Consider the following 21,965-nt stretch of genomic DNA (forward strand, 5'->3'; position numbering starts at 1 on the left):
TAGTAGAGCCAGCAAACGTTTTCCTATACGCGCTTGCATTAAGTAATATCGCGACGACGATGAGTGCAACTCCAAGGAGCAATAAAAAAATATTTCCAACAGTGGAATGCGAGAAATTGACAATGACTCCTAGTATCAGCGATAATCCGGCACCGACTGAAAATGCGACTGATATACCAGCGAAGGAGACCGAAGCCATAAACAGAATATTTGCGGCGTTAAAAATAATTCCTCCCAACATGGCGCTCAATAGATGTTCACTTTCAGATTGTTGTATATCTGCTATAAAACTCCTACCATGGCTACCAAAATTGCCAAGAGTAAACGCGAAGAGCACTGCCGCAAGAACCATTCCGTTGACAAAATCCCAACAATAGAGTTCAAACCGCCAATGTGGACTAACGAATTTTTGTGTATTTGACCAGGATCCCCAACAAATCATTGTAATAACACAAAGGCAAACTGCGACTGGATAACTTTCAACTATAAACATTCTTATTTTAAGCGTTGGCTGTATTACTCCCAATATCGTACCGATTATCGACAAAATGAATAAAGACGTTAATTGCAGGCCAAATCCAGCGATTTAGCCGGGTTATTTAGTACTTCACAGTTTGCAATGGCATTGTATGTTGGCTATCGACAGTCCACATTGCCGTAGGATCAGAAGTAAGTGTATCACCAAATTCTAACTCGGAACAGGGGGAGCTGTTGATAGAAATGAAAATCCAAATACTGATGAGATAATAGGAAGCTTGTTAACATGTCTAAATTTGTACCATTACCACTAGAGGCAGCTATCAGGGCCCCTCGTAAAGGGGAAGCCATGGTGACAACTCCGGTCCATTCATTGTTGTTTGAAAGGGGCATGTGTCTAATCGCAGCTCCTCCTGCAAATGATTGAACTATTATGGCCATAGTAGTAATACCGTCACCAGTGGGATAATCATTTCTGGATGGAAGTAAAATGGGGCGGCTATTTTGATAGAATTGGCTACCTCCTCAAGAGAAGAGCTGTTTCCACCAAGTCCGTGTACCCAATCCACTCCGCGGCTTTTAGCAAAGCAGACAAACGAATTATTTGTAGCCAGAAAGCAGAGCAGTATACATTTTACGAAGACTAATTTGTGCGCTAACCGTGTTTAATTATTTCTGGTTTGCGAAATCGTTATCGTTGCATGCAAGTTCCGGGTATTGCCCCAAAAGACACCCAAACTAAACTAATTGAAGATTGCTTATTGAGCCTTTTCACGTATCTCAAACAGTGCAGCCAGCTTCCTCAAATCTTCCAGCAAAAGGTTCGACTTTTGTCCCGTAGGGTGCACAGAGTAAGTTGCTAAAATTATCTAAATGCCTGCAAATCATTGGTTTGCAGGCATTTGTTTTTGGCTCGATTGTATAAAAACGTTCAAATATGCTCAATATCTTGGTGCGTCATTCGGTGAGTCAACATAACCTGGAATAATGACTCACCAAAGTAGCTTTAAAGGTTTGATTTTGAGCTTGTTCACTACTTGTACATCTTGATTTTTTTCGCTTGCAAACCGTACATTTAAACTTTAAATTGTTGGTTATGCTAAGTAAAACGTTTTCATTACTTTTTTTTCTAAAAAAGCCGCGCAACTACAAAAGTGGCAAGATGCATAGTTACCTTCGGGTTACTTTCGATGGGAGACGCATCGAATTATCAACTCAGAGGGACTGTGAACCGGAGAAGTGGAACGCTCGAGCAGGGCGCAAGGTTGGTAACAAGGAGGATGTCAAACTACTTAATTCATACCTCGACACGTTACAGAACAAAGCCTACGACATTCATCGCCATCTTGTAGACCATAATATTCCTGTAACTCTGGAATACCTTAAATCCATGTTTTCCGGAAAAGAAGACAGGGCCATTTCGCTCTTGGATGTATTTCGAAAACATAATGATGAAATGTTTGCGTTGGTCGGTCGTGATTTCACCCTCAGTACATGCAACAGATATGAGGCTGCACTGGGGAATGTCAGCAAGTTCCTTTACTACAAATACAAAGCGAAGGACATTGAAATAGACCAGCTTACCTATTCTTTCATCTCCGACTATGCGTTTTATCTCAAAGCGATAAGGCATATCTCCCATAAATGACGTCCCAATCGAAACTGTGTCAAAAATGTTGGGGCACAAAGATCTGAAAACGACGCAGCACTACGCTCGTATCGTCGATAGAAAGGTTAGCAACGACATGGCTAAACTTAGCGAAAGGCTTTCCTAGACGATGTTTTACAAACAAACTCGGCAAAAGGCCAGCTTAATAGTGGCCCTAGTATTTCAGGATTGTTTAAAGCCGCCAAAAGCTTCCGGCATAATGGCGGCTTTCCATTTTTCTGAGGCACTCAAATGAAGCCACCAGTGCCTTCGCGCGTTTATTCCTTTTCCTTTTGGCTGATGGAGGGCCGCTGGAAGAAGGATACCACCGTGGGCTATCAGATGGGGGGGGACCGAGGACAGAGAACTTCTAAAAGACACTTCCATGATGAAGCGGCTAAATGATATTGCAAAGTTTCCGGAGATCGACAAAAAAAAACACGTATTCTATATGCGCTCGATGCCATGATCAATAACGTCAAAACTTAAAGTGATTCAACAATAAAGCCCCGTGTGACCGGGGCTTTTACTATTCATACATTTTTGCGGCTATCAATATGTTGGCAAAAACCTTCCAATTTATATTTTCGGGAAAAGGGATATTATTGTTTTGATAATATCCTTCCATATCTTCTGTCCAACCTGCAATCCCTTCTAAGTACTCCGATAAATTTTTATTAGCCCACTCCTCTGGATTGCTATTTAAATTGGATAATAGTAACTCCATAAAACTGACAAAATCTTCTTTATTAGTGATCTCGTTTATCTTTTGCTCAAAATCTATCATAACTTTTTATTTTACAATAATACTTGCGAAATTCAGAATTAAACAGCAATGTAATTGCTAGGTTAGCGTGCAGATAAGAATGTCTCTGGAAAGATCAAACGTATATGATTGTAGCGTCTGAATTGATCAGGCGAATTGCTTGCTCAAACGTAACGGATACAAATTCAGGCTCTTTATAAAATTTATAAATACCATCCCTGTCGTTCATAAAGCCAATCCAGTGACTCCCAATTAGAAAATCTGCAAAGGCAATGAATTGTTTGTTAGTACTGGACTGGTATTCGTCGATAATTCTTTCCAGTGGCCATATTGAAAACATGTTTGACAGCCAGTCGTAGTTACTGAACCCGTTTGCCTTCGTATACAGCTGTTTAAATTGATCGGGGAATGTAAAATTGAGGATTTGTTCGGCGACGTTGATTTGGTCGTTGGTAATGCTGGTATTCAGTTCTATGCGTTCGATCTGCCATTGGCTAATAACTTCGTCTGTCCAAGAATCCATTTTTGACATAGGGTTAAAGACTGCTGTTTTGCTAGGTAGCTTTCTGATTTTTTCTAATATCATTCTTTTAATCCAATTGGACAAGGTTGCCTCGGTCACCCGGTAGCGGTCTGCTATGTACTTTTGACTCGAGCCATTGAGTAGCAAGGCTTCAATTTCGGGCCTGAACTGATCAAGTTTACTTTTACCTGGGCCTGTTGGTCGACCTAGCTTTATTCCGGATAGCTTCTTAACCGCAAGTAACTCTTTCGTTCATTTGCTGATAAGGTCTCTCTCGATCTATGTGTCCAGATAACAAGCGCGGCAACGCGCTCCGCTTTTCTGAGTTATTTATCATTCAAAACACTAGGTGGGCGCGTAGCTGATAATCTCTCTATAATTTTCTAAACTTCGAGAAAAGGTGATTGCAATAATGACACTATTTTGAGCTTTACGAGCCGTCGTGGGAAGCTGCGATTCCAATTTGTACGATCTTACCAATTGGAGTTATCCGGTGGTTTAGCCGTACTATGCTGGCATGTGTGTAAAAGTGCAATCGGGATGATCCAGGTAGGGGATGTTCAGTCCACAAATTGCGACGAGCACGCGTTTAAATGTAGCTTAGCCATTCGTCTATTCAATTCTTAGGATGGCTGACGAATGGTTAGCTCTCTTATTTGTGCTGTCGAAAGCGGAATCACTTGATTATCCCATTTTTCCTAACCTTGCCTTTTTCAGTATGATTTGCAACACCCAGTTTACGTAGGATATGATCTGTTAAGTCGGTTTGTATATCACTTGAATATAGTACCAGGGGCGCTGACTCGCCGGCATTGTAGTCTGCATAATTTCTGGCAACGTAGGTCACGTGGAGCTCCTTAGCGCATTCAGCGATTGCCGCTCTAACCGTCTTCTCAATCTCGGGAAACTTGCTTGCGTATTTTGTGCGTAGGTCAGTGTCTGCGTTTGCTTGAAACTCCTGCATGGAAGCCTGAAGAGATTCTAGTTCGGTCGTTTTGTCCTTTAAAACGGGTTCTGGTGTTTGTTTCCCTAGTTTCTGATAAGCTTGTAGTTTTTGCTGATAGACTACCAGTTTCTCTTTTTGGACTGACTGATATCTTGAAGATGAGCTATCGATCTCAGTCATCAGTTTTTTGTACGAGGGAAGATTAGCGTATACGTATTCTAGGTCAACTGTTGCGATCTTAATGTTTTGACCTAGTGCTTTTGTGGGCATGATCGTTGACAATGCCAGTAAATATATCAGGATGCGTGTCATTTCTTTGGTAGTTTAATTCTCATATCGACCTGTTTTTCTGGCAATGGGCGATACATCGCGATTCGGAATCTTTGTAATTTTGTCGTCGGAGGAGTGCTATCACGTAGGTTAATTGTTGTAGACTCAAAAATATCTTTAACAAGCTGGTTACCAATCGGCCGCGTTTTTGCCGGTGAGTAAATGGATCTATTTCCCCAAAAACCTGGTGGAGTTTTCTCTTTCGCAGCAAGCGGTAATGTGTCAACGGCAATGTCGAAAGTGATATTCATTGTATAGCGAACAGCCACAGGCTTGAAGTCTTTTTCAGCCGGTCGCCATTTAGGCATCAGGCTAACGATTCGCAAGGCTTCATTATTCAGATCTTTCCTAACGCCTTTTTCAATTTTAGGATCGCTTACATTTCCAGCTGTATCAATTTGGAACGATACCGAGACCTGCCCTTGAACACCATCTAGTATGGCCTGCTCCGGATATTTTAGCGTCCTGGCAATAAAATTGCCCCTACCTGGGAGCCTTGGCCAGCGGTCTAGCAGAATATGAGCCGGTTCGTTGGTTGCAAGCGTTCGTTTGTCTGCACGCCTTTCTTGTTTCGTTAATAGTTGCTTTGCATTGCTTTGTAAGCGAATATGGTATTCGGTATTCTGTTTTCGGATTTTTTGAATGTACTGCAAGAAATCGTTGTGAGACACCGTCATTGTTGACCCTCGCGGGATATTATTGACCTCGAAGCTACCGGTCGTATTGGTTACCGTACTTTCATAGGTACCCGAGAAAGTGACTGCAGCATTGGACACGGGCGAACCTGATTCGTCGATTACAATTCCCTTAACCGTTACTAAACCTAGACCATATTCATATTTCGGCATCGTTTTCTTTTCTTCGGAGACATACTTTCTGGCAGCCATCAGAACTACTGCTAATGCGAGGACCGGTAGTAACAGGAGGTACTTGCCCTTTAGCCAAGTAGCTGTCCTGTTCCTGTATATCATATGAATGCGCTTTTTAAGCAGTGATGCGTTGAAGAATTGATTGGTAACCGAAGTGGAAATAGCACCTTTTGCGTATGTAAGCAGGAATGTGGCATAATAATCTCTGTCGGAAGCCTGCTCGTCGGCCAGAAACTCATGAGTATCCTGTAACGCGCGCTTGTAGAGCCATAGAGCCGGATTAAACCAAAATACCACCTTTAAGACCTCAATTAGCAGGATATCGAGCGTATGCCATTGGCTGATGTGCACCATTTCATGCGTAAAAATCGGTTCAAAGTTCTGTTCATAGTCATCATTGGAAATGATCATCCATTTCAGAAATGAAAACGATCCGCTCCGTGCATATTGGCGCTGACTAATTACCAGATGGTATCCCTGCATGGGAACGGAAATCCCACTTCGCACGATTAGATATACTTGGGAAATAGCTTTGATCAGCACAATGACCATTGAAATGACTCCTGCGCAATAGCAAACAAGCAGTAGATATCCCGTATAATTTGTGTTAGGAGTTACTTCCCCGGCTATTACCGGACCCTTTGCCGTTACGGCAACTGCCGCACTTTCAACAATGCTGACCGTTTCCTGCAATTCAACAGCCGGAATTACAAAGCTGACGATCAATGAAAACAGTAAATATCCACGGTTGAGTATAAAAAAGGTATGCTTCCGGAATAGAAGCCAGTAGCACCCATAGAATACCATCCAGCAGATGTTGACTTTAAGCAAATAAGGAAGTGCTTCCATTTTCAGGACAGTTATTTTTTGCTTTTATTTTTCTCGATAAATGCGGCCAAATCGTCAAGATCACTCTTCTTTAAATTATCGTCTTTCATGAAGAAGGAGACCAGGTTGGTCACGGAATTGTCAAAGTAATTTTCGACTAATTGCTGAACCTCATATTTGCGGTACTCCTGCTCGCTGATCAGCGGGTAGTATTCATGTGTGTTGCCATACGTCTTATGGGCAACGATGCCCTTTTTTTCTAATATTCGCACGAAGGTCGCAACAGTGGTATATGCAGGCTTAGGCTCATTCATTTGCGCAATAATGTCTTTAACGAATGCTTTACCGAGCTGCCAGAGGATTTTCATAATTTCTGCTTCGGCCCTAGTAAGTGAACGGGGTTCCATATTCCAGATTAATGAGTGATGATGGCAAGTAAACTACTAAAAATTTAGTATGCAAGCTAAGTGATTAGATTTTTTACTAATCTTTTAGTAGGCATTGACTTCTTATTCTTTCTTGCTTCCGGTTTTGATGGCGTTCCACCAGCCCGCGCAACGACTTCCGATGTCAGCTGGCCATAAACTTTATAGATTTAATCTATTGACCTGTATAGACAATTTATTCGGTGGTTTTTCTGTACTCATTCAGGGAAAGTAGCACTCTCCGGGTTAACTGTGACCTAAAAATTTCTACATTGCACTAATTACCCATATCGATATTTATGAAATACCTTTCCGTTCTCCTTCTTTTCCTCACTACAATCAGTTGTAAAAAATCAGAGATAAAACAGCTTCCTGAATTTCCAGCGACGCTTTACCTAAATCGGATCAGCGTAAAATCGAAAATCCGGCTGTATACTGACAAAAGGGAAATAACAGATAAGGCGGTGATAGACAGGTTTGTAAAAGGCTATGGGGGATTTACATTAAAAGATTCCTCATTTGTCAGCGATGTATACATCAGATTCTTTTCATCCGACTCCGCTGAATTTTCAGACACATTTGAATCCTTGCTAGTCACAAAAAATGACAAACAACTAGTATTTAAGTCGACAAGAAAGTTGATTGTATCAGAAGAGGACATCCAAAACTTTTATAACATGGCTAAATACAGAAGTGAATTTGAACGCGTGTGGGATAGCAAATTTAGCCACTATAATATGTTTGTAGGGTACGGGAGCTACTCTGAACTGAATTTGCCACTGTTTGAGTACAGCCGTGTATGGTGGAATACACACGGTGACCCAAATTACTACTTGGACCCGCATCGTAGAGGGAGGGCATCCGGTACCTGGTTTAATGAATTTGATGAATCTTATGTGAATTCACTAAGTAAAGCGGATACGCTAGCTTTTCGAGAATATTTCTATTCATTCAAAAAGAGGTAACCCGTTGTACGGTTGAAATTTAAATAGAAAAAGATTGTACATTTTATCGGAAAATAGGATGCCATTGACTTTCAGTGTGATTCGCTCACTACTAGGTAACTTGCTGATGAAAAGAAATGAATGGTCAATTGAGACCAAAATAACCTGGTTAACCAAAATTGAAAATCAGCAGGTCAGTTTCACTGTCATTTCCATACATCCCTAAACTCATTCCCCTTTCCTTCCCAGTATCCAGCTCCTGCCTACGCAGTTGCTGCCGGTACCCGGCCAGTTCCATGACATTTTTAGCAGTGTCCCTTTCTATCCACTTTCGGGCGTGTTCTGCACCGGCAGGGCCGCTGTCCTGGGCAACGCTCTGGCAGATCAGCCTGATATCGTCTTCCCCAAGGCTTTTCTGGCAGCTTGTCTGGCATCGCCTAGACAACCACATGAATTTTGTCGCTATTGTAGAATCTTATCCTTTCGATTTATTCGGTCGTATTTCTGTACTTTCACGACGCTTGACGCTAATCGACTTTAGTGGCGATTATTGCCTTTTAGCGGTACAGATTAGCGGTACATGAAAACAAGTTACGCTATTTCGCGACCTTAGGGGTTTAAATGTAATTTTAAGCGATCCCTAAAAACTTTCTCATCGACCCCAACGGCAAGATACTCGCCACAGATCTGAAACCCGACGCTCTGGGCACGCATTTGGCCAAGCTGTTTTCAAATCCTAGGTAGGCAAGTAGTGCGTTGTTCATAGGACAAAACCAAGAAAATCCGCTTTTGTTCTGATAACGGATGCCATGTTAAGTGACGAAGCGAGGTGTGTTGTAACACATGTCGAGCCAATGATTCAGTCGTGATGCGTCACAGTTAATGTGATGTTCTTGGCGCCGCAAGTCACGGTCGCGGGATTTGAATACCCAGTGATCGTGACTGCGCCGGGATTTCCTACAAATCTAATGTTTACGTCCTTTGTTGCGGTTTTACCATTGGCGCTACAATTAGAACCGGAGTATGTCACTTTGATTTTGCCCCTTGCTACGTAGGTAGTGCTACCGTCTGGATTTGCTACGGGATATTCTTTTGCATTAACCCATCGAACGTACCCTTGGCTAGGGTTTGTTGTCAAAGTACTTGTTTTTGCATCAGGATTGGAATACTGGACCCCTGAGTACATTACACCGTAGGTTGTCTCCCAGACAACGGTACATCCGTTTAAATTAATACCGTCCCCGTTGTCCCATTTAACCTGGTATCCAATACCTAGAGTGCTGGGAACTTCCTGAAGGCTAGATGCTACTTTAATCAATTGCGGGGGAGCGTCCGTGTTGTACTGTGGCTCAATAGGGCTAACTACGAGATTTGTCGGCTGTGAAAAAGCCATTTTCCCGATAGGCAAGTAGAAATAAAAGAAATCGCATACTTTTTTTCATGAGCTTTCATTATTTAGTTAAAACCTTAAACTTATATACAACATATCGACGGCATTAAGTTGGTAATCAAATCCGTTTTGGCGAAAAGTCACCGTATTCGGAGCAAGTGTAGGGTCGTTAACCCGCCTTCTGGTAAAGGTTGGATAAAGATTTAAATGGGTTTCAACAGATATAGCTAAGCCCTTCTTGAACGCATATGATAGGCCTAGGAGAGGGGAAATACCGTACGAAAATGTATTAGTTGATCGATCCCATTTGCTATCTCCTGCATTGGTGAATGCTTCTGCGCTCTCATGGGTGAGACTGTAAACAATATCTGATCCCCAGAAGATTTTAGCACGTCCGGATAAAATTGTCCGGCCCCATTCCCTTCCAACCCTGCCCTCCCAAATTGACCGATGGCTGTCAACATAGCCACTACTGTCAATAAGTCCCTCTGTCTCTTGCTTGCCAATATTATTTCCGAAGAAGAGCAGCTTGAAACGCCATGCGTTTAACCCTGACTGCCCATATCGCTTTACGATGAAACTTGCGCTCATCTTTCCGGTAGATATTGACCTTAAATTTGGCATTATATCATATCCGATTTCCCAACGGGCGGTTGTATCAATATTTTTTTGAGCAAATGTGGGTGTATCCCAAAAAACAAACAGTGTAAGAATTGCTATTTTAATACCACAAAATGGTTCTATTTTCTTTAAAAAATTAGATTTTGTTATCATCTTCAATTGTTGAGCGAAGTTCATTTGTACGTTCATATAGATTGTTTCATGCCAATTAATTTGGCCATAGAGTATAAGATATTGACAGGCATGCGCAACTTATCATCCCGATAATTTAGATTCGGTACAATAGAAGCGAGAAATAATTATGGGTGCTAGTTGTAGAAGAACTACGGATAGATGTGAAGAACTTTTACAATTATAGATGGAAAAAAGATCAAAAGTGCAAAAGCGGTTACAATTTTTTTTTCAAGCTTTCCTGTCGCTTGAATTAGACGTTGCGGATCTTAAATGGGCGAGTTCATGTCAACAGAAGGTGCCAGGGGGAATTAAGGAAAATAGCGGTCAAACTGTCCAAAGAGGGGAGACGTTAGTTGTTTCGTACCCTTCTTCCATAATATTTTGATTTCATAATTGTTTCTGTGTTCAGGTATTTTTCGTTAAACTGGCGGACCAGTGATTTTTCAAAATAGTGAAAATTTTGACTCAAATTGCCTGTCATCACCGAGCGGCGGCAAATTCTCATACTGCCAGAACTCAAACTTTGGCTTGCCATCTGGCCGCGAGTATGGCTGAAAGCGGCGACCCGAATGAAAATGCGATGGCCGAACGCGTCTTCCGAACACTGAACCAAGCCGCCGGAGCGGGAAGATTTTAAACTGAGAGGATTTCTTTCTTTTTCAGCAGCAAGCACTTCCATCGAACGGGCCATTAATGCCTACAATAACCTTCGACCACACGCCTCAATCGGCTATCTGACGCCCAACCAAGCGCATCGACGCTCAGGCCCGCTCCCACTAAAATGGTATCCGTATAAAAAAGTGCGGTTCGGAAATATCCAATACGGCGCTCATTTTCATCAAACTGGCTAGCTGTCAACGTCATTCCGTAGCATACGAAAATAACCCTGGTTCTGTGAGACACTTTCGTTATCTATGCTTGTCGGCTCGGTTACGAAATGTTGGTTGATTTGCAAAAGTTGTCGGATTTAAGCAGTGGAAAATAAGCTATTTATGCTTTCTCGGAGTTGTTGCGATTTGTTTCCATGGGTGATATCAGCTCAACTTAATGCTTGATGAATTTTGAACTCCATCCGTCGTTTGATTTTAGCAAATAGGGGCCAACGGGAAGTTCCTTTATAGGTATAATCGTTTTTTCACCTTTCACCTCTATTTGTCCAACCTCCTGACCAGACAGACTGTATATCTTAACATAGCCATCTGTTTTTCCTGAAAGTGTAAGAGAGCTCGTCGCAGGATTAGGATACACGATCGGGGCAGGCGTGTTCAGTTTAACAACGTGCATGTTGGAATATTCCGCCTTTCCTTCGAAATCCACAATTCTCAACCGGTAATACGATATACCTTTCAATGGACTTGAATCGGTCATTGAATAATAGCGGACAGAATTCACAGTTCCGGCGCCCTTGATCCGACCGGCTGTTTTCCAACTTCTTGCATCAGGCGAACGCTCCACGTCGAAATAATCATTGTCAGTTTCCGACGCCGTGGCCCATTCCAGTTGCACTGTTCCCTCTACGCTTTTTGCATCGAAACTGATCAGCGACACAGCCAAGGCTTCGCAGTCTACCTCGTCGCCAATGTCAATCGACCAATTTTTAGTATTTCTTAAAGTTTCCAATGCTGCGACTGCCGGAGAACCATACGTCATACCTTGGGCGCCAAATGTAATGTTATCGGGCGTAGCGGTATTCGCTGCCCAGGCCTGCAACGTCAGCGTCATATTCACGCAATCCATCCCTGAGTCGAAAAGCAGGGCGGTCAGGTTAGCGCCCGGGGAAATCGTCCAGTCAGTGAGTGGTTGATTAAATGCGGCGGCACCATAAAATGCTCCCGACATGTCGGTAACCCCGCTCACGTTCCATTCGTTGACAGGCTGGTTGAAAGACTGTGCCAGGTAAAACATGACCGAAATAGTGGTAGTCTGGCTTAAATCCCAGTCATTAAGCGGCTGGTTAAAATCCCTTGCGCCGAGAAACATGTAAGACATATCGGTAACCTGGCTTACGTCCCAACTATTAAGCGGCTGGTTAAAATTATTGGTACCGCCAAACATGAAAGTCATGTTGGTAACCTTACTTACGTCCCAACTACCAATGGGCTGGTTGAAAGCCGTTGCCTGCCGAAACATGTGCGTCGTGCTCGTTACCTGCCCGACATTCCAGTTACCGATCGGCTGGTTAAATACCGTGGCGCCGCTGAACATTTCAGACATATCAATCACATTTCCTACATTCCAGTTGTTGAGGGGTTGATTAAAGCTGGCAGCCCCATTGAACACAGAGCGCATATAGATCACATTACTTACGTCCCATGAGCCGATCGGCTGGTTAAATGCCGCGGCCCGGCAGAACATCGCGCTAATCGTCTCCACATTTCCGACATCCCAGTGATCAAGAGGTTGATTAAACATTGTCGCATCGAGAAACATGCCGTCCATGTCGGTAACCTCGCTCACATCCCAGTCATTGAGAGACTGATTAAAGCTTTCTGCGTCGGTAAACATCCCACTCATTATGTCGACGTTGCGGACATCCCACGAACCGATCGGCTGATTGAAATTAATTGCATTTTGGAACATGACATACATGGTGGTGACATTGCCGACATTCCAGTTGGCGATTGGCTGGTTAAACGCCGAGCTCTGAAACATCGCGGTCATGTCTGTGACATTGCTGACATCCCAATTATCCAAAGGGTCGTTGAACGAAGATGCTGCGGCAAACATGAAACTCATATTCGTTACTGAACTCACATCCCAGTTGTTGATTCCGGGAACAGTCGAGACCGAACTGCATGAACTGAACATGCCTCGCATAGAGGTCACATTACTCAGGTCCGGAGCGTCAGTAGCAGTAATTTTCACGTCATAGCAGCCCAAATACGCATTTTCCATGCTGGCCCATTGAATATTACCCCACTGTTTTACTTCCAGCAGTTTGCGGTAATCAACCTGGCTGGCAAAGGAAATTCTGTTGAACGTTCCAGTGCCGGGCGTAATGCTTACCTGGTAAGTTCCCGGGGAGGGAAAAGTGAGTACATAATTGTTTGTTCCGATTGCGGTACCATTATTCGCCGGATTACCGACTTCTTCCCAGACGATGCTATAACCGGTTCCTGTTGCCGGAATGGTGATCTGATTGCTGGCGCTGGTACCATCATTATCTGTTTTCCAGACGGTGATATACTGGCCGCTTGCATGGAATGCGCAAATCAAAAACAAGAATGTTATGTTGTAAAGTTTGCTCATAGGGGGAAGTATCGTAATTGTAAATATGTTGTTAGCAGCTCCAATGTTCCGAATCACAATACAGGTGACCGAAAGTGACTACGGACCAGAAAGGTACGTTCGCGTCACGCATCAGAATGTACCAATTAGTGCTTGTTTGTCGTAGAATTTTAGCCACATCGCTAAGGCGAAATCTCGCTCGCTATTCGGTTCTAACTTGCCATTTGGTTATTTTTGATCTTGGCTAGCCAGTTACATTCTTTTACATTTGCAAATGCAAAATCTTTATCGTTGCCTCTGCGCTATTTTAATTTGTTTTTTCTTATCATACTGTTCCTCTAAACATGTTTCGCCAATCGAACCTGAACCAGATGTATACGTAACTGGCTCGGAAGGGGTAAACAGTAACTCAAAGGTGATGTACTGGAAAAATGGACAATCATTTAGTCTGCCAAGTCCTTCCCACCAATTTGCATTCATCGGAGCGACTGGCATTGCTGTGTCCGGCGGAGATGTCCACGTGATTGGAAGCGGTTATTTAAATGCAGGTATTCAAGGTTTCGGCACTTATTGGAAGAATGGCGTGATATCGAATGTTTTAACCGGTGGAATCCCTACATCTTTTGACGACATTACGGTAGTTGGAGATGATGTTTATATTGCAGGTGCGGTTTACGATCCTTTTAATATACACTTACCAGCTTATTGGAAGAATGGAGTTTGTGTAATCGGTAACGAAACGGACCTCGGGACTATGACCGGGGTATCTGTATCCGGAGGCGATGTACACACTTGTGGTTTTACTCAAAATCAGATTGGGCCGGTCGCTAAATATTGGCGAAATGGCAGCGAGGTTAACCTTTCGAAAAGCAAAAATATTACAAACGCTCTTGCCATAGCTGCTTCGGAGAACGATGTGCACATTGTCGGTTTTGAACTTGCTCCTGGCACGAGTCGATTTGTTCCAAAATATTGGAAAAACGGTGTCGAAAATAATCTTGATGACGGTGGAAATAGTGCGTTGGCAAGAGATATCGCTATTGCTGGCGAGGATGTTTACATTGTTGGAATTGAATATGTAAACCAGGTTGATAAAGCTGTGATATGGAAAAACGGAGTCAAAAGTAATCTGAATGGTCGCGATGCGATTAGCATCGCAACGCTCAATAGCAATGTCTATGTGATTACTCCTTCAACGCCTTGTCCAAATTGCAGTCCTTCTTACCTCAAGAATAACACGCCTGTCCCACTTTCAGGTGATGCCACATCTTCGCAACCCCATTCAATATTTGTGGCTAATCCATAGGTGGTTTACAAGCAACACTATTTGCCAATATGCTAACCGGTTTTCTGATTGCTAACGACCTGCAATAAATGTACCTGAAATGCGTGTATACAAAATCCTTTTTGGTGCAATATTGTTAGCCTGTATCACATTGTCTTGTAAAGAGAAAAATCCGGTTGAAGAGGTGTTGTCGAAAAATTGTAAGCTGGCTGAATTTACACAATCAGGCATATCCTATGCTTTTGAATACGATTCCCGGAGCCAACCAACAGTCATGTCGCGTGTGCGTGGTGGAGGGCCAGGAAACCCTACACTGTTTTTCGAATATAAAGGCGAGAGACTGTCGACGATTTTTATTGAGATAAACGGAGTCAAATATCCGAAAACCAAATTCGAATATCAGAATAACAATCTGATACGCATTCAGAATTTTGATGCAGAACGAACTATAAACAGCACGACCGTCAATGTCGAACTAAAAGAAAAATAATATCTGGTATTTTGAACTACATTGTTGAGTCTTAGCTCGCTCTTGAACTTAGACGGGTGATTATAGAGATACGCTCCTAAACCCGTCTTACTGGCAATGTTACCATTAGATGCATAGGCCGCGATAGAGGCTGTGTCATTTACGGTCGCACTCGTTAGCCGATTGAGGCCATCATATAAGAACGTCCCGATTTTATTTACGGTGTCCCTAGCATCTTTACGACTCGTCAGATTGCCTTTTTGATCATCCCAGATCAGCTGATAATTCTGAATAGTGGGCGTGGAAAAAGCCGTTACAAAGCCATTTGTGTAAGAAATTGTCGAATTCTTTCCGTTTTGCGAGCCAGTTTTGCCTTTGTTGCAGCCAGTTACTTGTCCTTGCCCGTTCATGCTATCTCTGGGGTTGATGTTGCGCCGTTGTCACAAATTTCCCTGGTTATTTGAGCTATTTAGATAACTGGATGCCTGACCACTGCATTGCCATCGATTGGAGCCAATTCTGATAAGATTAGCAATATCGCTAAGACGTTAACTATTGACATCAGTTGTAGGAACCAGCGTATCAAATAATGGATAATCCTACGAGAAGGTAAAATAAGTATATTTCCCCATAGGCTTTGTCTGAGACAATACTTTCGCAATACGAATGTTATATTTGAAGTGCGTGGACCGGCAAGTTGTATTTCAGCTACCTGCCAATCACACGGACGAAACTTAAATTCAAAAAAATGAAAATCATCCTTTTAATTACCATGACAACTTTCTGCCTAACAATATACGGGCAAGATAAATACAACTATGTAAGTTTTAACAAGTTAACAGAAGTTGAGGGAGCCGAATATGTAATTGCTCGAATTGAAAATCGGGAAAAAATGGAAGGTTTAAGAAATACATACCTTTTATTTATTGACACAAAAAATGGACTGACAAGCCAAGTTGACTTTCCAAATCTCTAAATCTAATAAGGAAAATTCAAGGTCGACCGCATAGAACTATCGCTAACAGCAAATTTGCAATAAGGGAGAAAAAACTTTATTCAAACTGATTGCCTTCGAAACGCAGCCTGGATCCCTTATTCTACCTGATGCAGCAGCTTCTCCGGAACGCACTGGTCAAACTTGAATCTACTCACCCTCGTTATCTGAGAAGGGGTCACTTGCATGGTAATGGTCGAGAGGCTACCATGATACCGCAGGCAGTAGGTCGGAGATTTTATTCCAGATACAGGGCTTGTAAAGTGAGAATATGGAACTCAGGTATTTTTGTCACCCTTTTTTATTGTGAACACTCGCACAAGAATCCAATTTATTACCAAGGTCGATGTTATTGCACTGGCTGCTGCCATCCAAAACCCGGCTTCCGTGGGATCACGACTCCATGAAGTCCCGGGAGTAAAAATCAATGCAATGAAATGTAATATTGTCAGTATGATAGAGGCGTTTCTCACCTTTACATTGTAAAAAATTCTCATTGTTTACGGATTTGGTTGATCTAGTGTGAATAATATGGCTACGCGTTCCCATTCTTGACCAACATCCCAATTGCTTTGACCAGTCCTATCGTCTCTTCGGGGGCGCTGTAACCTTCTTTTGGGAAAATTGTAATACCTACGAATGTTTGCTGATGAAGCACCAATATTGATGATCCAATCTCTAAATCCCAATAAGTCGAATCTAGATCAGAAAGTTTGGTAATAACATTTGCATTCAATTTCTCATTAAGAAGATTTGCGATACCAACGAATACTCGATCATCTGGGTGCTCAGCAAGTGTGATTTCACTATACGACATAGAAAGAAATTTTAGCAGCCATACTAAATGAGAGGAAGCGCATTCATTAAATAACCCACCAAGGTTGAATATTTTGTTACGCCCCTCTCAAGAGCAATTTACAAAAAATCCCTTCTTCCTAAAGAACGTTACCCAAGCCACCACGTCACATAGTTTCTGCCTACACTTTGGATCAGGCACGAAAACAAGGACGATAAGCTCCAATGCTATGCCGGTTGATGCGACAACCGTCCATCTAAGATTGAACGTTCCTACTCAACGATTCACGTATTAATTGCTTTACAGCATCTAACGAGCTACTGTCACATATTCCCCAGGTTATTTGAGGCATTGGTGAGTGTGATTGTGAAGCTTTCTGAATCCATGCTAAACTTATTAAGTAAAATGCCACAGTTGATTTTGAAGAGTGTAAAATATGTTCGATATCCCAGCCATCATAGTCGACATCCAAGGACTTGGCTAGTTCGTTGAAGGCGAGATTTCTCCTACACATTTTTTCGGGACTGAGTGTGTCGATTTTATGGAGAAAGATCTGCCAGTGACGGTCCACTTTTTCTAGACTGTCCATTTGGTATCCATAGAAAGCCATCATTAACACATAATTTTCTGTAAATTCGAACCTTTTTTTGACTAAAATCTCCGGTCGGCCCGGGTAATAAGCTGCATACTTTTGGACACAGGCTCAACGGAAAAGCATTCTGTCATTCATTATTTTAACGAAACACCCTGGGACTTTCCGCTTCCTGAAAAGTTTACTTTCCCGTTTCACTATCAGCCACATGCGATCAGCCTGCTAGCCGTCGAAAAGCTGCAATCGCATTTGGAAGTACAACAAAACTGGGTGCATAATTTTGGTCTGTCGGCGAGTGACAAAACTGTTATCGGCAAGATGTTCGGTGTACTGGTGGTAATGACCCGGGAGGGCAGGCTCGGTTACCTGTCTGCTTTTTCTGGTAAACTGGCAGGTAGCAATCACCACGAAGGGTTTGTGCCGCCGATGTTCGACGGATTGGCCGACGGTGGGTTTCTGAATGCAGGAATGCACGAACTTTCCGATCTCAACGAGCAGATCAGGACATTGGAAACACGAAAGCCCCCAAATTTCGAACAGGAAATACAATCATTGAAAACAGCGCGAAAGATTCACTCATACCGCCTTCAAAACGAGATTTACGACCAGTATAATTTCTTAAACCAGGCTGGGGAAGAGAAAAGCCTGCGTGCCATCTTCGAAGGAGCCTCGTACAAAAATCCTCCCGCGGGTGCCGGCGAGTGCGCTGCACCCAAAATGCTGCAATATGCCTTTCGGTATGGCATGAAACCCGTTGCAATGGCTGAGTTCTGGTGGGGCCAGTCCCCAAAATCCGATTCGTGGAAACATCGGCATTTCTATCCGGCCTGCCGCGAAAAGTGTAAACCTATACTGACGCATATGCTTGCCGGAATGGAGCTGGAAGAGGCGCGCTGACCAAAGACTCTCAGCATTATACGCATTCAGGGAAATACGTAGGTCCGCAAGATAGAAAGCTTAGGGTGTTTTGAATAAATGATAGTCAGCCTAACTTAACAGGTTACCGAAAAGGTTACAAGATGCTTTGACGTGGATTGAACGGTAATGATGGGCTTATTTTTTAAAAACTCACAATAACGACTTTTTGGATTGAAAAAAGCGCCTTTTGAGGCGATCTCGGTTATCCCGCTGGGATCATTTTTATCGCCTAACTGTCTAAGAAACAGCAATATCTCACACTTCAATTTTCAGGCTACTGGATAGGTCAAGAGATGCAACGATCGACTTTGTAGTATTTTGATCGATTCAGTTTCCAAGTTACGGCCTTTGAACTTAGCCTCCAAGATACTTTCGACTCAAAAGCTCCTTGGCCAAGTAAGAAAACAACAGGCAATTTCGACCTTTTTGTCAAGTCTCCATATGCCACTGTTTAATACTGGCGATTGATCCTGACTATGTGACGATCTTAATTCGTTCCGGGTAAAACTATTGTCATCAGTTATCGCTATCTTAATGTGACTTCGGTACAGGGGCATCCATCCAAAGCGGAAGGGGGAGTTCGCATCTAGCATAGCAATACTTTAAAAGCAAGCAGCAGAATCTCTGGGTTCAAAACATAAACGCTTTTAAATAAATTTTCGGTTGCTAAGCGACTTCACTCAACCAATTTTGTCCCGGTATATCAATTATTCTGACAAAGGCTCGCCTACATTGTCTGAAGCCTGCAAAATGTCTTCACGGAACAAATAGAGGTGGTTTTGCAAGTTTGAGGCCCAGCGAAATCCCATACTGGTACTGCCTTACTCGCATCTGGCCATTAACAAACGCTTGCTTGGTAATCCCATATTCGAGATAAGGGCCAATTGTGAATACTGATTTGGAATTCAAAGCAAAGCTCCTCCCTAATATGAAATTAACTTGAATCTGATTTCCACCTGCGGGGCGTAAGGCTCGCATATAGTCGCCGCCAACAGACGCAAACAATGCATGCTTTTGTAGGAAGTTGAAATAAAACATCCTTTTTACCCCAATCCCCAGCATATGACCAGGCATCCGTACCTCCCGTCGATCTCCTAGTCTTTTAATTACGTACTCGCCTGGACTTGTCTCATTCGCAGTAAATTTTTCGATACCTGTCTCATAGCCAATTCGCCTGTTCAGATGGCTATATGCGAGTAAAAACTGCGCATTCCTTATTTCTAGTCCTGCGCTTACCTTTATGCCAACTGACAAGCTTGACTTTAAAAGCGAAACATCTTGTATTCTTGAATTTTCGGCAGGTCTTATGAAAAGTCCAAAGTTAACCTTCGTTGGCATTAAACTCAATACAATCTTGTACCTGTTATTCACAGCAACACGGGCATTTTGTGCTGTTTTACCGTAGCCTTTAATTATTGGAAGGTCAGGTGCCCTAAAAGGGGGTGCGACATTTCGATTTTCAATCATTGGCAATACCTCTATATTCGATGTAGAATCCAATTTTCCGGCGGCCTGATAGCTCAGGTTACTGGAAGGTAAGGACAATGCAACGGAATCATCAATCATTGGTTCCAATTGGAAGCGATTCTTATTGTATGTGCCCGACGATTCCATGGAAGTTGGAACTGTTCGTTGGGAGGTGGTATCCTGGAACAGGATAGACGATTTAGAAACTTTACTTACGATGATTTTCTGATGTAGCTGAGAAATTCCGACCGAAGGCAAGCTTGCCGTGTCGATAAGTTTTATTTGTCCCGCATCAGATCCGATTTGAGGCTTAATGTTTTTAGCTTTTTTACTACCAGCCAAAGTCGTGTAACCGTTGTCAGTTCTTAGGTGGGAGGATGCCATGGTATTCGCTTTTTGAGCGGTCTTTTTAGTGCCGGATAGAGAAAATACCAACGCTGAGCCGATCGTTAAGATGATCAGAATTCCTATAACGGGCCAAAACATATAGTTACGTCTCCAAAATGGCTTTCTCAAAGACTCCAATATATCCTTGTCGAAAGCTGGCCCGAAGTCACCTTCAAAGTTCGAAAAGGTTGCCTGAAGTGACATTTTCACTTCGCTATTAATTTTATCGTCAGTAGCTTTCATAGTGTCTGATGCCCTTCTCTTCTAATTTTTTAAGCAAAAGATTTCTTCCTCTTGCTGCCTGCGACCGTGAGGTAGATTCCGCTATACCAAGCATTTCCGCTATTTCGGCGTGCGAGTAGCCGTCAATAAAGTACATGTTTACCATCATTCGATATCCATCAGGGAGCTCATTGATAACTTCCAGAATTGAGACGATCTCAAATCTGGTTAGAAAGTCAGTGTAGTCATTGGATTCCCAAACTACATCTGAACTTTCAATCGTGACATTCAAATTTTCTTTCTTTGTGACGAGGTTGTAGTAGTTAATCGAATGTCGGATCATGGTGGTCTTTACCCAGCCATCCAGCGCTAAGGGCTCTCTGACTTCATGGAGCCGCCCAAATATCTTAAGTATTCCTTCCTGAAATATATCCTCTGCTTCGGCAGCAGTTCTTGCATAGCGAAGGCAAACCCCAATTAACTTCTTTTTATACCTTTCATAAAATACCTCTTGCGCTCGCGGCTCTTTCCGAAGGCAGGCCTTGATAAGCTCGGCAGGATCCCAAACATGTTTCGACTTGAATAATCCCATGTAACCTATTTCGAATCGCCAATACTATTTAGATATCCAGTCATTCAATATTTTATAAAAGCCCTGTAATAGTTAAGTATCAAATCGCTTGTGTTCGCGTTAAAATAAACTTCGCTGATTTCATTGATGTAATTCATATTTATTGACCCGTCTGGATTTAATGATTCTCCGGTCTGTTTTCGAAATAAAAACCTCAGGCTGATTATTCCATTGTAATCGGTCTTTGACGCCCCACTGGTCAAAGTGTCAAAACCTGCATACATCGCATCGGTTTTGGCAAGTATAGCGGGGTAGCCTAATTCAGAATTTTTTACGCTATAAATACTATTGGCTGGATTATTTGCAACCAAACTCCAAATCAGATCTCCGTCGTCGTCGAAAAAGAACGGGAAATCGTAATTCAGTGCGTAAACTCGGTATATTTTTTTTTCCGCACCGGACACCGCAAATTGCCCCAATCGGTACTTCAGACCAACATTATTATCTTGAAAAAACTGCCTAGCCTTTTCTGGCAGTTGCTGCTCAGAGACATAACATGGCAATGACGCATCTGGTGAAACTAGAGTAATTCTATTGGTATTAAATAAGAAGTCATCTTTTTGAAATTCAAGGAAGTAAGTATCACCCTGCCAATGGTATTTCATTATGCGGGCTGAACTGGTGTCTCCTGCATATCTAAGCAGATCAGAGAACTCGCCTCCTCGAATACTGCACTTGTCTGTCAATGCTTTATACGTCGCAAAGTTGGCAGGTAAACGCTCATAAATGCTTGAAACAATGGCAGAGTCATTTACCTGCGTGCGTAATTTTGTGTTGTCGACAGAAAAATCCACCACCCATAACTCACCTTTGATCAGTGATTCGAAAATAAAATCCCTGGCCTCCGGGTAAGATTTCTTTATAGCCTGCACCGCAGTAGACGGAACAATATCCTTATCCTCAGGCTGTACATCTTTAATGTGGTTGCACTCAAATAAGAGAGGCAACGTCAATAAAACAACTACTAATCCACTAAATCTCATCTTCTTTTCAGACATATAGGTCAACTTCACTGACTAGACAGGCCGATTCACG

21 protein-coding genes and 2 pseudogenes are annotated in these 21,965 nt (G+C 42.6%); 7 read left to right on the forward strand and 16 right to left on the reverse strand.

Annotated features, from left to right (window positions below):
- Positions 1-493: pseudogene (locus tag BMW93_RS03810) on the reverse strand (multidrug DMT transporter permease); the annotation flags it as partial.
- Between the two features lie 1,080 nt (positions 494-1,573).
- Between BMW93_RS03810 and BMW93_RS36190 the strand changes: the two are divergent.
- Positions 1,574-1,852 (forward strand): annotated as a pseudogene (locus BMW93_RS36190) (Arm DNA-binding domain-containing protein); the annotation flags it as partial.
- Between the two features lie 15 nt (positions 1,853-1,867).
- On the forward strand, positions 1,868-2,125 hold the full coding sequence (locus tag BMW93_RS35795) for a phage integrase SAM-like domain-containing protein (protein WP_229240197.1): 258 nt from the start codon (positions 1,868-1,870) through the stop codon (positions 2,123-2,125).
- A 529-nt stretch (positions 2,126-2,654) separates the two neighbouring features.
- Here BMW93_RS35795 and BMW93_RS03825 read toward each other — a convergent pair.
- The 5 genes from BMW93_RS03825 to BMW93_RS03845 form a co-directional block, all read right to left on the reverse strand.
- A complete protein-coding gene (locus BMW93_RS03825) occupies positions 2,655-2,912 on the reverse strand; it encodes a hypothetical protein (RefSeq protein ID WP_090373895.1) in 258 nt (85 codons plus the stop codon).
- Positions 2,913-3,006: 94 nt separating this feature from the next.
- Positions 3,007-3,477 carry an SMI1/KNR4 family protein gene (locus tag BMW93_RS03830; protein WP_143061575.1) on the reverse strand — a complete coding sequence of 157 codons (471 nt, stop codon included), beginning with the start codon at positions 3,475-3,477 and terminating at the stop codon, positions 3,007-3,009.
- Between the two features lie 613 nt (positions 3,478-4,090).
- On the reverse strand, positions 4,091-4,672 hold the full coding sequence (locus tag BMW93_RS03835; protein ID WP_090373897.1) for an OmpH family outer membrane protein: 582 nt from the start codon (positions 4,670-4,672) through the stop codon (positions 4,091-4,093).
- Positions 4,669-6,408 (reverse strand): M56 family metallopeptidase, encoded by a 1,740-nt coding sequence (locus tag BMW93_RS03840; protein ID WP_090373898.1) that lies wholly within the window; start codon positions 6,406-6,408, stop codon positions 4,669-4,671. The genes BMW93_RS03835 and BMW93_RS03840 overlap by 4 nt, the downstream gene beginning before the upstream one ends.
- 11 nt (positions 6,409-6,419) lie before the next feature.
- The gene (locus tag BMW93_RS03845; protein WP_090373899.1) at positions 6,420-6,794 is read right to left on the reverse strand and encodes a BlaI/MecI/CopY family transcriptional regulator; all 375 of its coding nucleotides are present in this window, start codon (positions 6,792-6,794) and stop codon (positions 6,420-6,422) included.
- Positions 6,795-7,111: 317 nt separating this feature from the next.
- On the opposite strand from BMW93_RS03845, the gene BMW93_RS03850 reads away from it, so the two are divergent.
- Positions 7,112-7,777 carry a hypothetical protein gene (locus BMW93_RS03850; protein WP_090373900.1) on the forward strand — a complete coding sequence of 222 codons (666 nt, stop codon included), beginning with the start codon at positions 7,112-7,114 and terminating at the stop codon, positions 7,775-7,777.
- 148 nt (positions 7,778-7,925) lie between these two features.
- Here BMW93_RS03850 and BMW93_RS03855 read toward each other — a convergent pair whose 3' ends face one another.
- The 3 genes from BMW93_RS03855 to BMW93_RS35085 form a co-directional block, all read right to left on the reverse strand.
- The gene (locus BMW93_RS03855; protein ID WP_090373901.1) at positions 7,926-8,207 is read right to left on the reverse strand and encodes a hypothetical protein; all 282 of its coding nucleotides are present in this window, start codon (positions 8,205-8,207) and stop codon (positions 7,926-7,928) included.
- A gap of 1,008 nt (positions 8,208-9,215) precedes the next feature.
- The gene (locus tag BMW93_RS03865) at positions 9,216-9,956 is read right to left on the reverse strand and encodes a hypothetical protein (RefSeq protein WP_090373903.1); all 741 of its coding nucleotides are present in this window, start codon (positions 9,954-9,956) and stop codon (positions 9,216-9,218) included.
- Between the two features lie 334 nt (positions 9,957-10,290).
- Positions 10,291-10,620, reverse strand: coding sequence for a hypothetical protein (locus BMW93_RS35085; protein WP_143061576.1), 330 nt, complete (start codon positions 10,618-10,620; stop codon positions 10,291-10,293).
- Positions 10,621-10,630: 10 nt separating this feature from the next.
- On the opposite strand from BMW93_RS35085, the gene BMW93_RS36195 reads away from it, so the two are divergent.
- On the forward strand, positions 10,631-10,792 hold the full coding sequence (locus BMW93_RS36195) for a hypothetical protein (protein WP_409013065.1): 162 nt from the start codon (positions 10,631-10,633) through the stop codon (positions 10,790-10,792).
- Positions 10,793-10,985: 193 nt separating this feature from the next.
- Here the strand turns inward: BMW93_RS36195 and BMW93_RS03875 are convergent, their stop codons facing one another.
- Positions 10,986-13,190, reverse strand: coding sequence for a BspA family leucine-rich repeat surface protein (locus BMW93_RS03875; RefSeq protein ID WP_090373904.1), 2,205 nt, complete (start codon positions 13,188-13,190; stop codon positions 10,986-10,988).
- 253 nt (positions 13,191-13,443) lie between these two features.
- Here BMW93_RS03875 and BMW93_RS03880 point away from each other — a divergent pair, with 253 nt between their 5' ends.
- The gene (locus BMW93_RS03880) at positions 13,444-14,475 is read left to right on the forward strand and encodes a hypothetical protein (RefSeq protein WP_143061577.1); all 1,032 of its coding nucleotides are present in this window, start codon (positions 13,444-13,446) and stop codon (positions 14,473-14,475) included.
- 402 nt (positions 14,476-14,877) lie between these two features.
- On the opposite strand, the gene BMW93_RS35090 is transcribed toward BMW93_RS03880, so the two are convergent.
- A complete protein-coding gene (locus tag BMW93_RS35090) occupies positions 14,878-15,333 on the reverse strand; it encodes a hypothetical protein (protein ID WP_143061578.1) in 456 nt (151 codons plus the stop codon).
- Between the two features lie 338 nt (positions 15,334-15,671).
- Here BMW93_RS35090 and BMW93_RS03890 point away from each other — a divergent pair, with 338 nt between their 5' ends.
- A complete protein-coding gene (locus BMW93_RS03890) occupies positions 15,672-15,899 on the forward strand; it encodes a hypothetical protein (protein WP_090373907.1) in 228 nt (75 codons plus the stop codon).
- Positions 15,900-16,452: 553 nt separating this feature from the next.
- Here the strand turns inward: BMW93_RS03890 and BMW93_RS03900 are convergent.
- The gene (locus BMW93_RS03900; protein ID WP_090373909.1) at positions 16,453-16,734 is read right to left on the reverse strand and encodes a hypothetical protein; all 282 of its coding nucleotides are present in this window, start codon (positions 16,732-16,734) and stop codon (positions 16,453-16,455) included.
- A gap of 235 nt (positions 16,735-16,969) precedes the next feature.
- Positions 16,970-17,326, reverse strand: coding sequence for a ribonuclease E inhibitor RraB (locus BMW93_RS36200; RefSeq protein ID WP_090373910.1), 357 nt, complete (start codon positions 17,324-17,326; stop codon positions 16,970-16,972).
- A gap of 78 nt (positions 17,327-17,404) precedes the next feature.
- On the opposite strand from BMW93_RS36200, the gene BMW93_RS03910 reads away from it, so the two are divergent.
- The gene (locus BMW93_RS03910; protein ID WP_229240198.1) at positions 17,405-18,202 is read left to right on the forward strand and encodes a pseudouridylate synthase; all 798 of its coding nucleotides are present in this window, start codon (positions 17,405-17,407) and stop codon (positions 18,200-18,202) included.
- A 777-nt stretch (positions 18,203-18,979) separates the two neighbouring features.
- Here BMW93_RS03910 and BMW93_RS03915 read toward each other — a convergent pair.
- From BMW93_RS03915 to BMW93_RS03925, 3 genes are read right to left on the reverse strand one after another with little or no spacing between them, the layout of a single operon-like run.
- Complete coding sequence (locus tag BMW93_RS03915; protein ID WP_090373911.1) at positions 18,980-20,320, reverse strand: hypothetical protein; 1,341 nt, start codon at positions 20,318-20,320, stop codon at positions 18,980-18,982.
- Positions 20,307-20,891 carry an RNA polymerase sigma factor gene (locus BMW93_RS03920; RefSeq protein WP_090373912.1) on the reverse strand — a complete coding sequence of 195 codons (585 nt, stop codon included), beginning with the start codon at positions 20,889-20,891 and terminating at the stop codon, positions 20,307-20,309. Before BMW93_RS03920 ends, BMW93_RS03915 begins: the two co-directional genes overlap by 14 nt.
- A gap of 44 nt (positions 20,892-20,935) precedes the next feature.
- Positions 20,936-21,928 (reverse strand): hypothetical protein, encoded by a 993-nt coding sequence (locus tag BMW93_RS03925; protein WP_143061579.1) that lies wholly within the window; start codon positions 21,926-21,928, stop codon positions 20,936-20,938.
- Positions 21,929-21,965: the final 37 nt, after the last annotated feature.

It is taken from the genome of Dyadobacter sp. SG02 (assembly GCF_900109045.1).
GTDB lineage: Bacteria > Bacteroidota > Bacteroidia > Cytophagales > Spirosomataceae > Dyadobacter.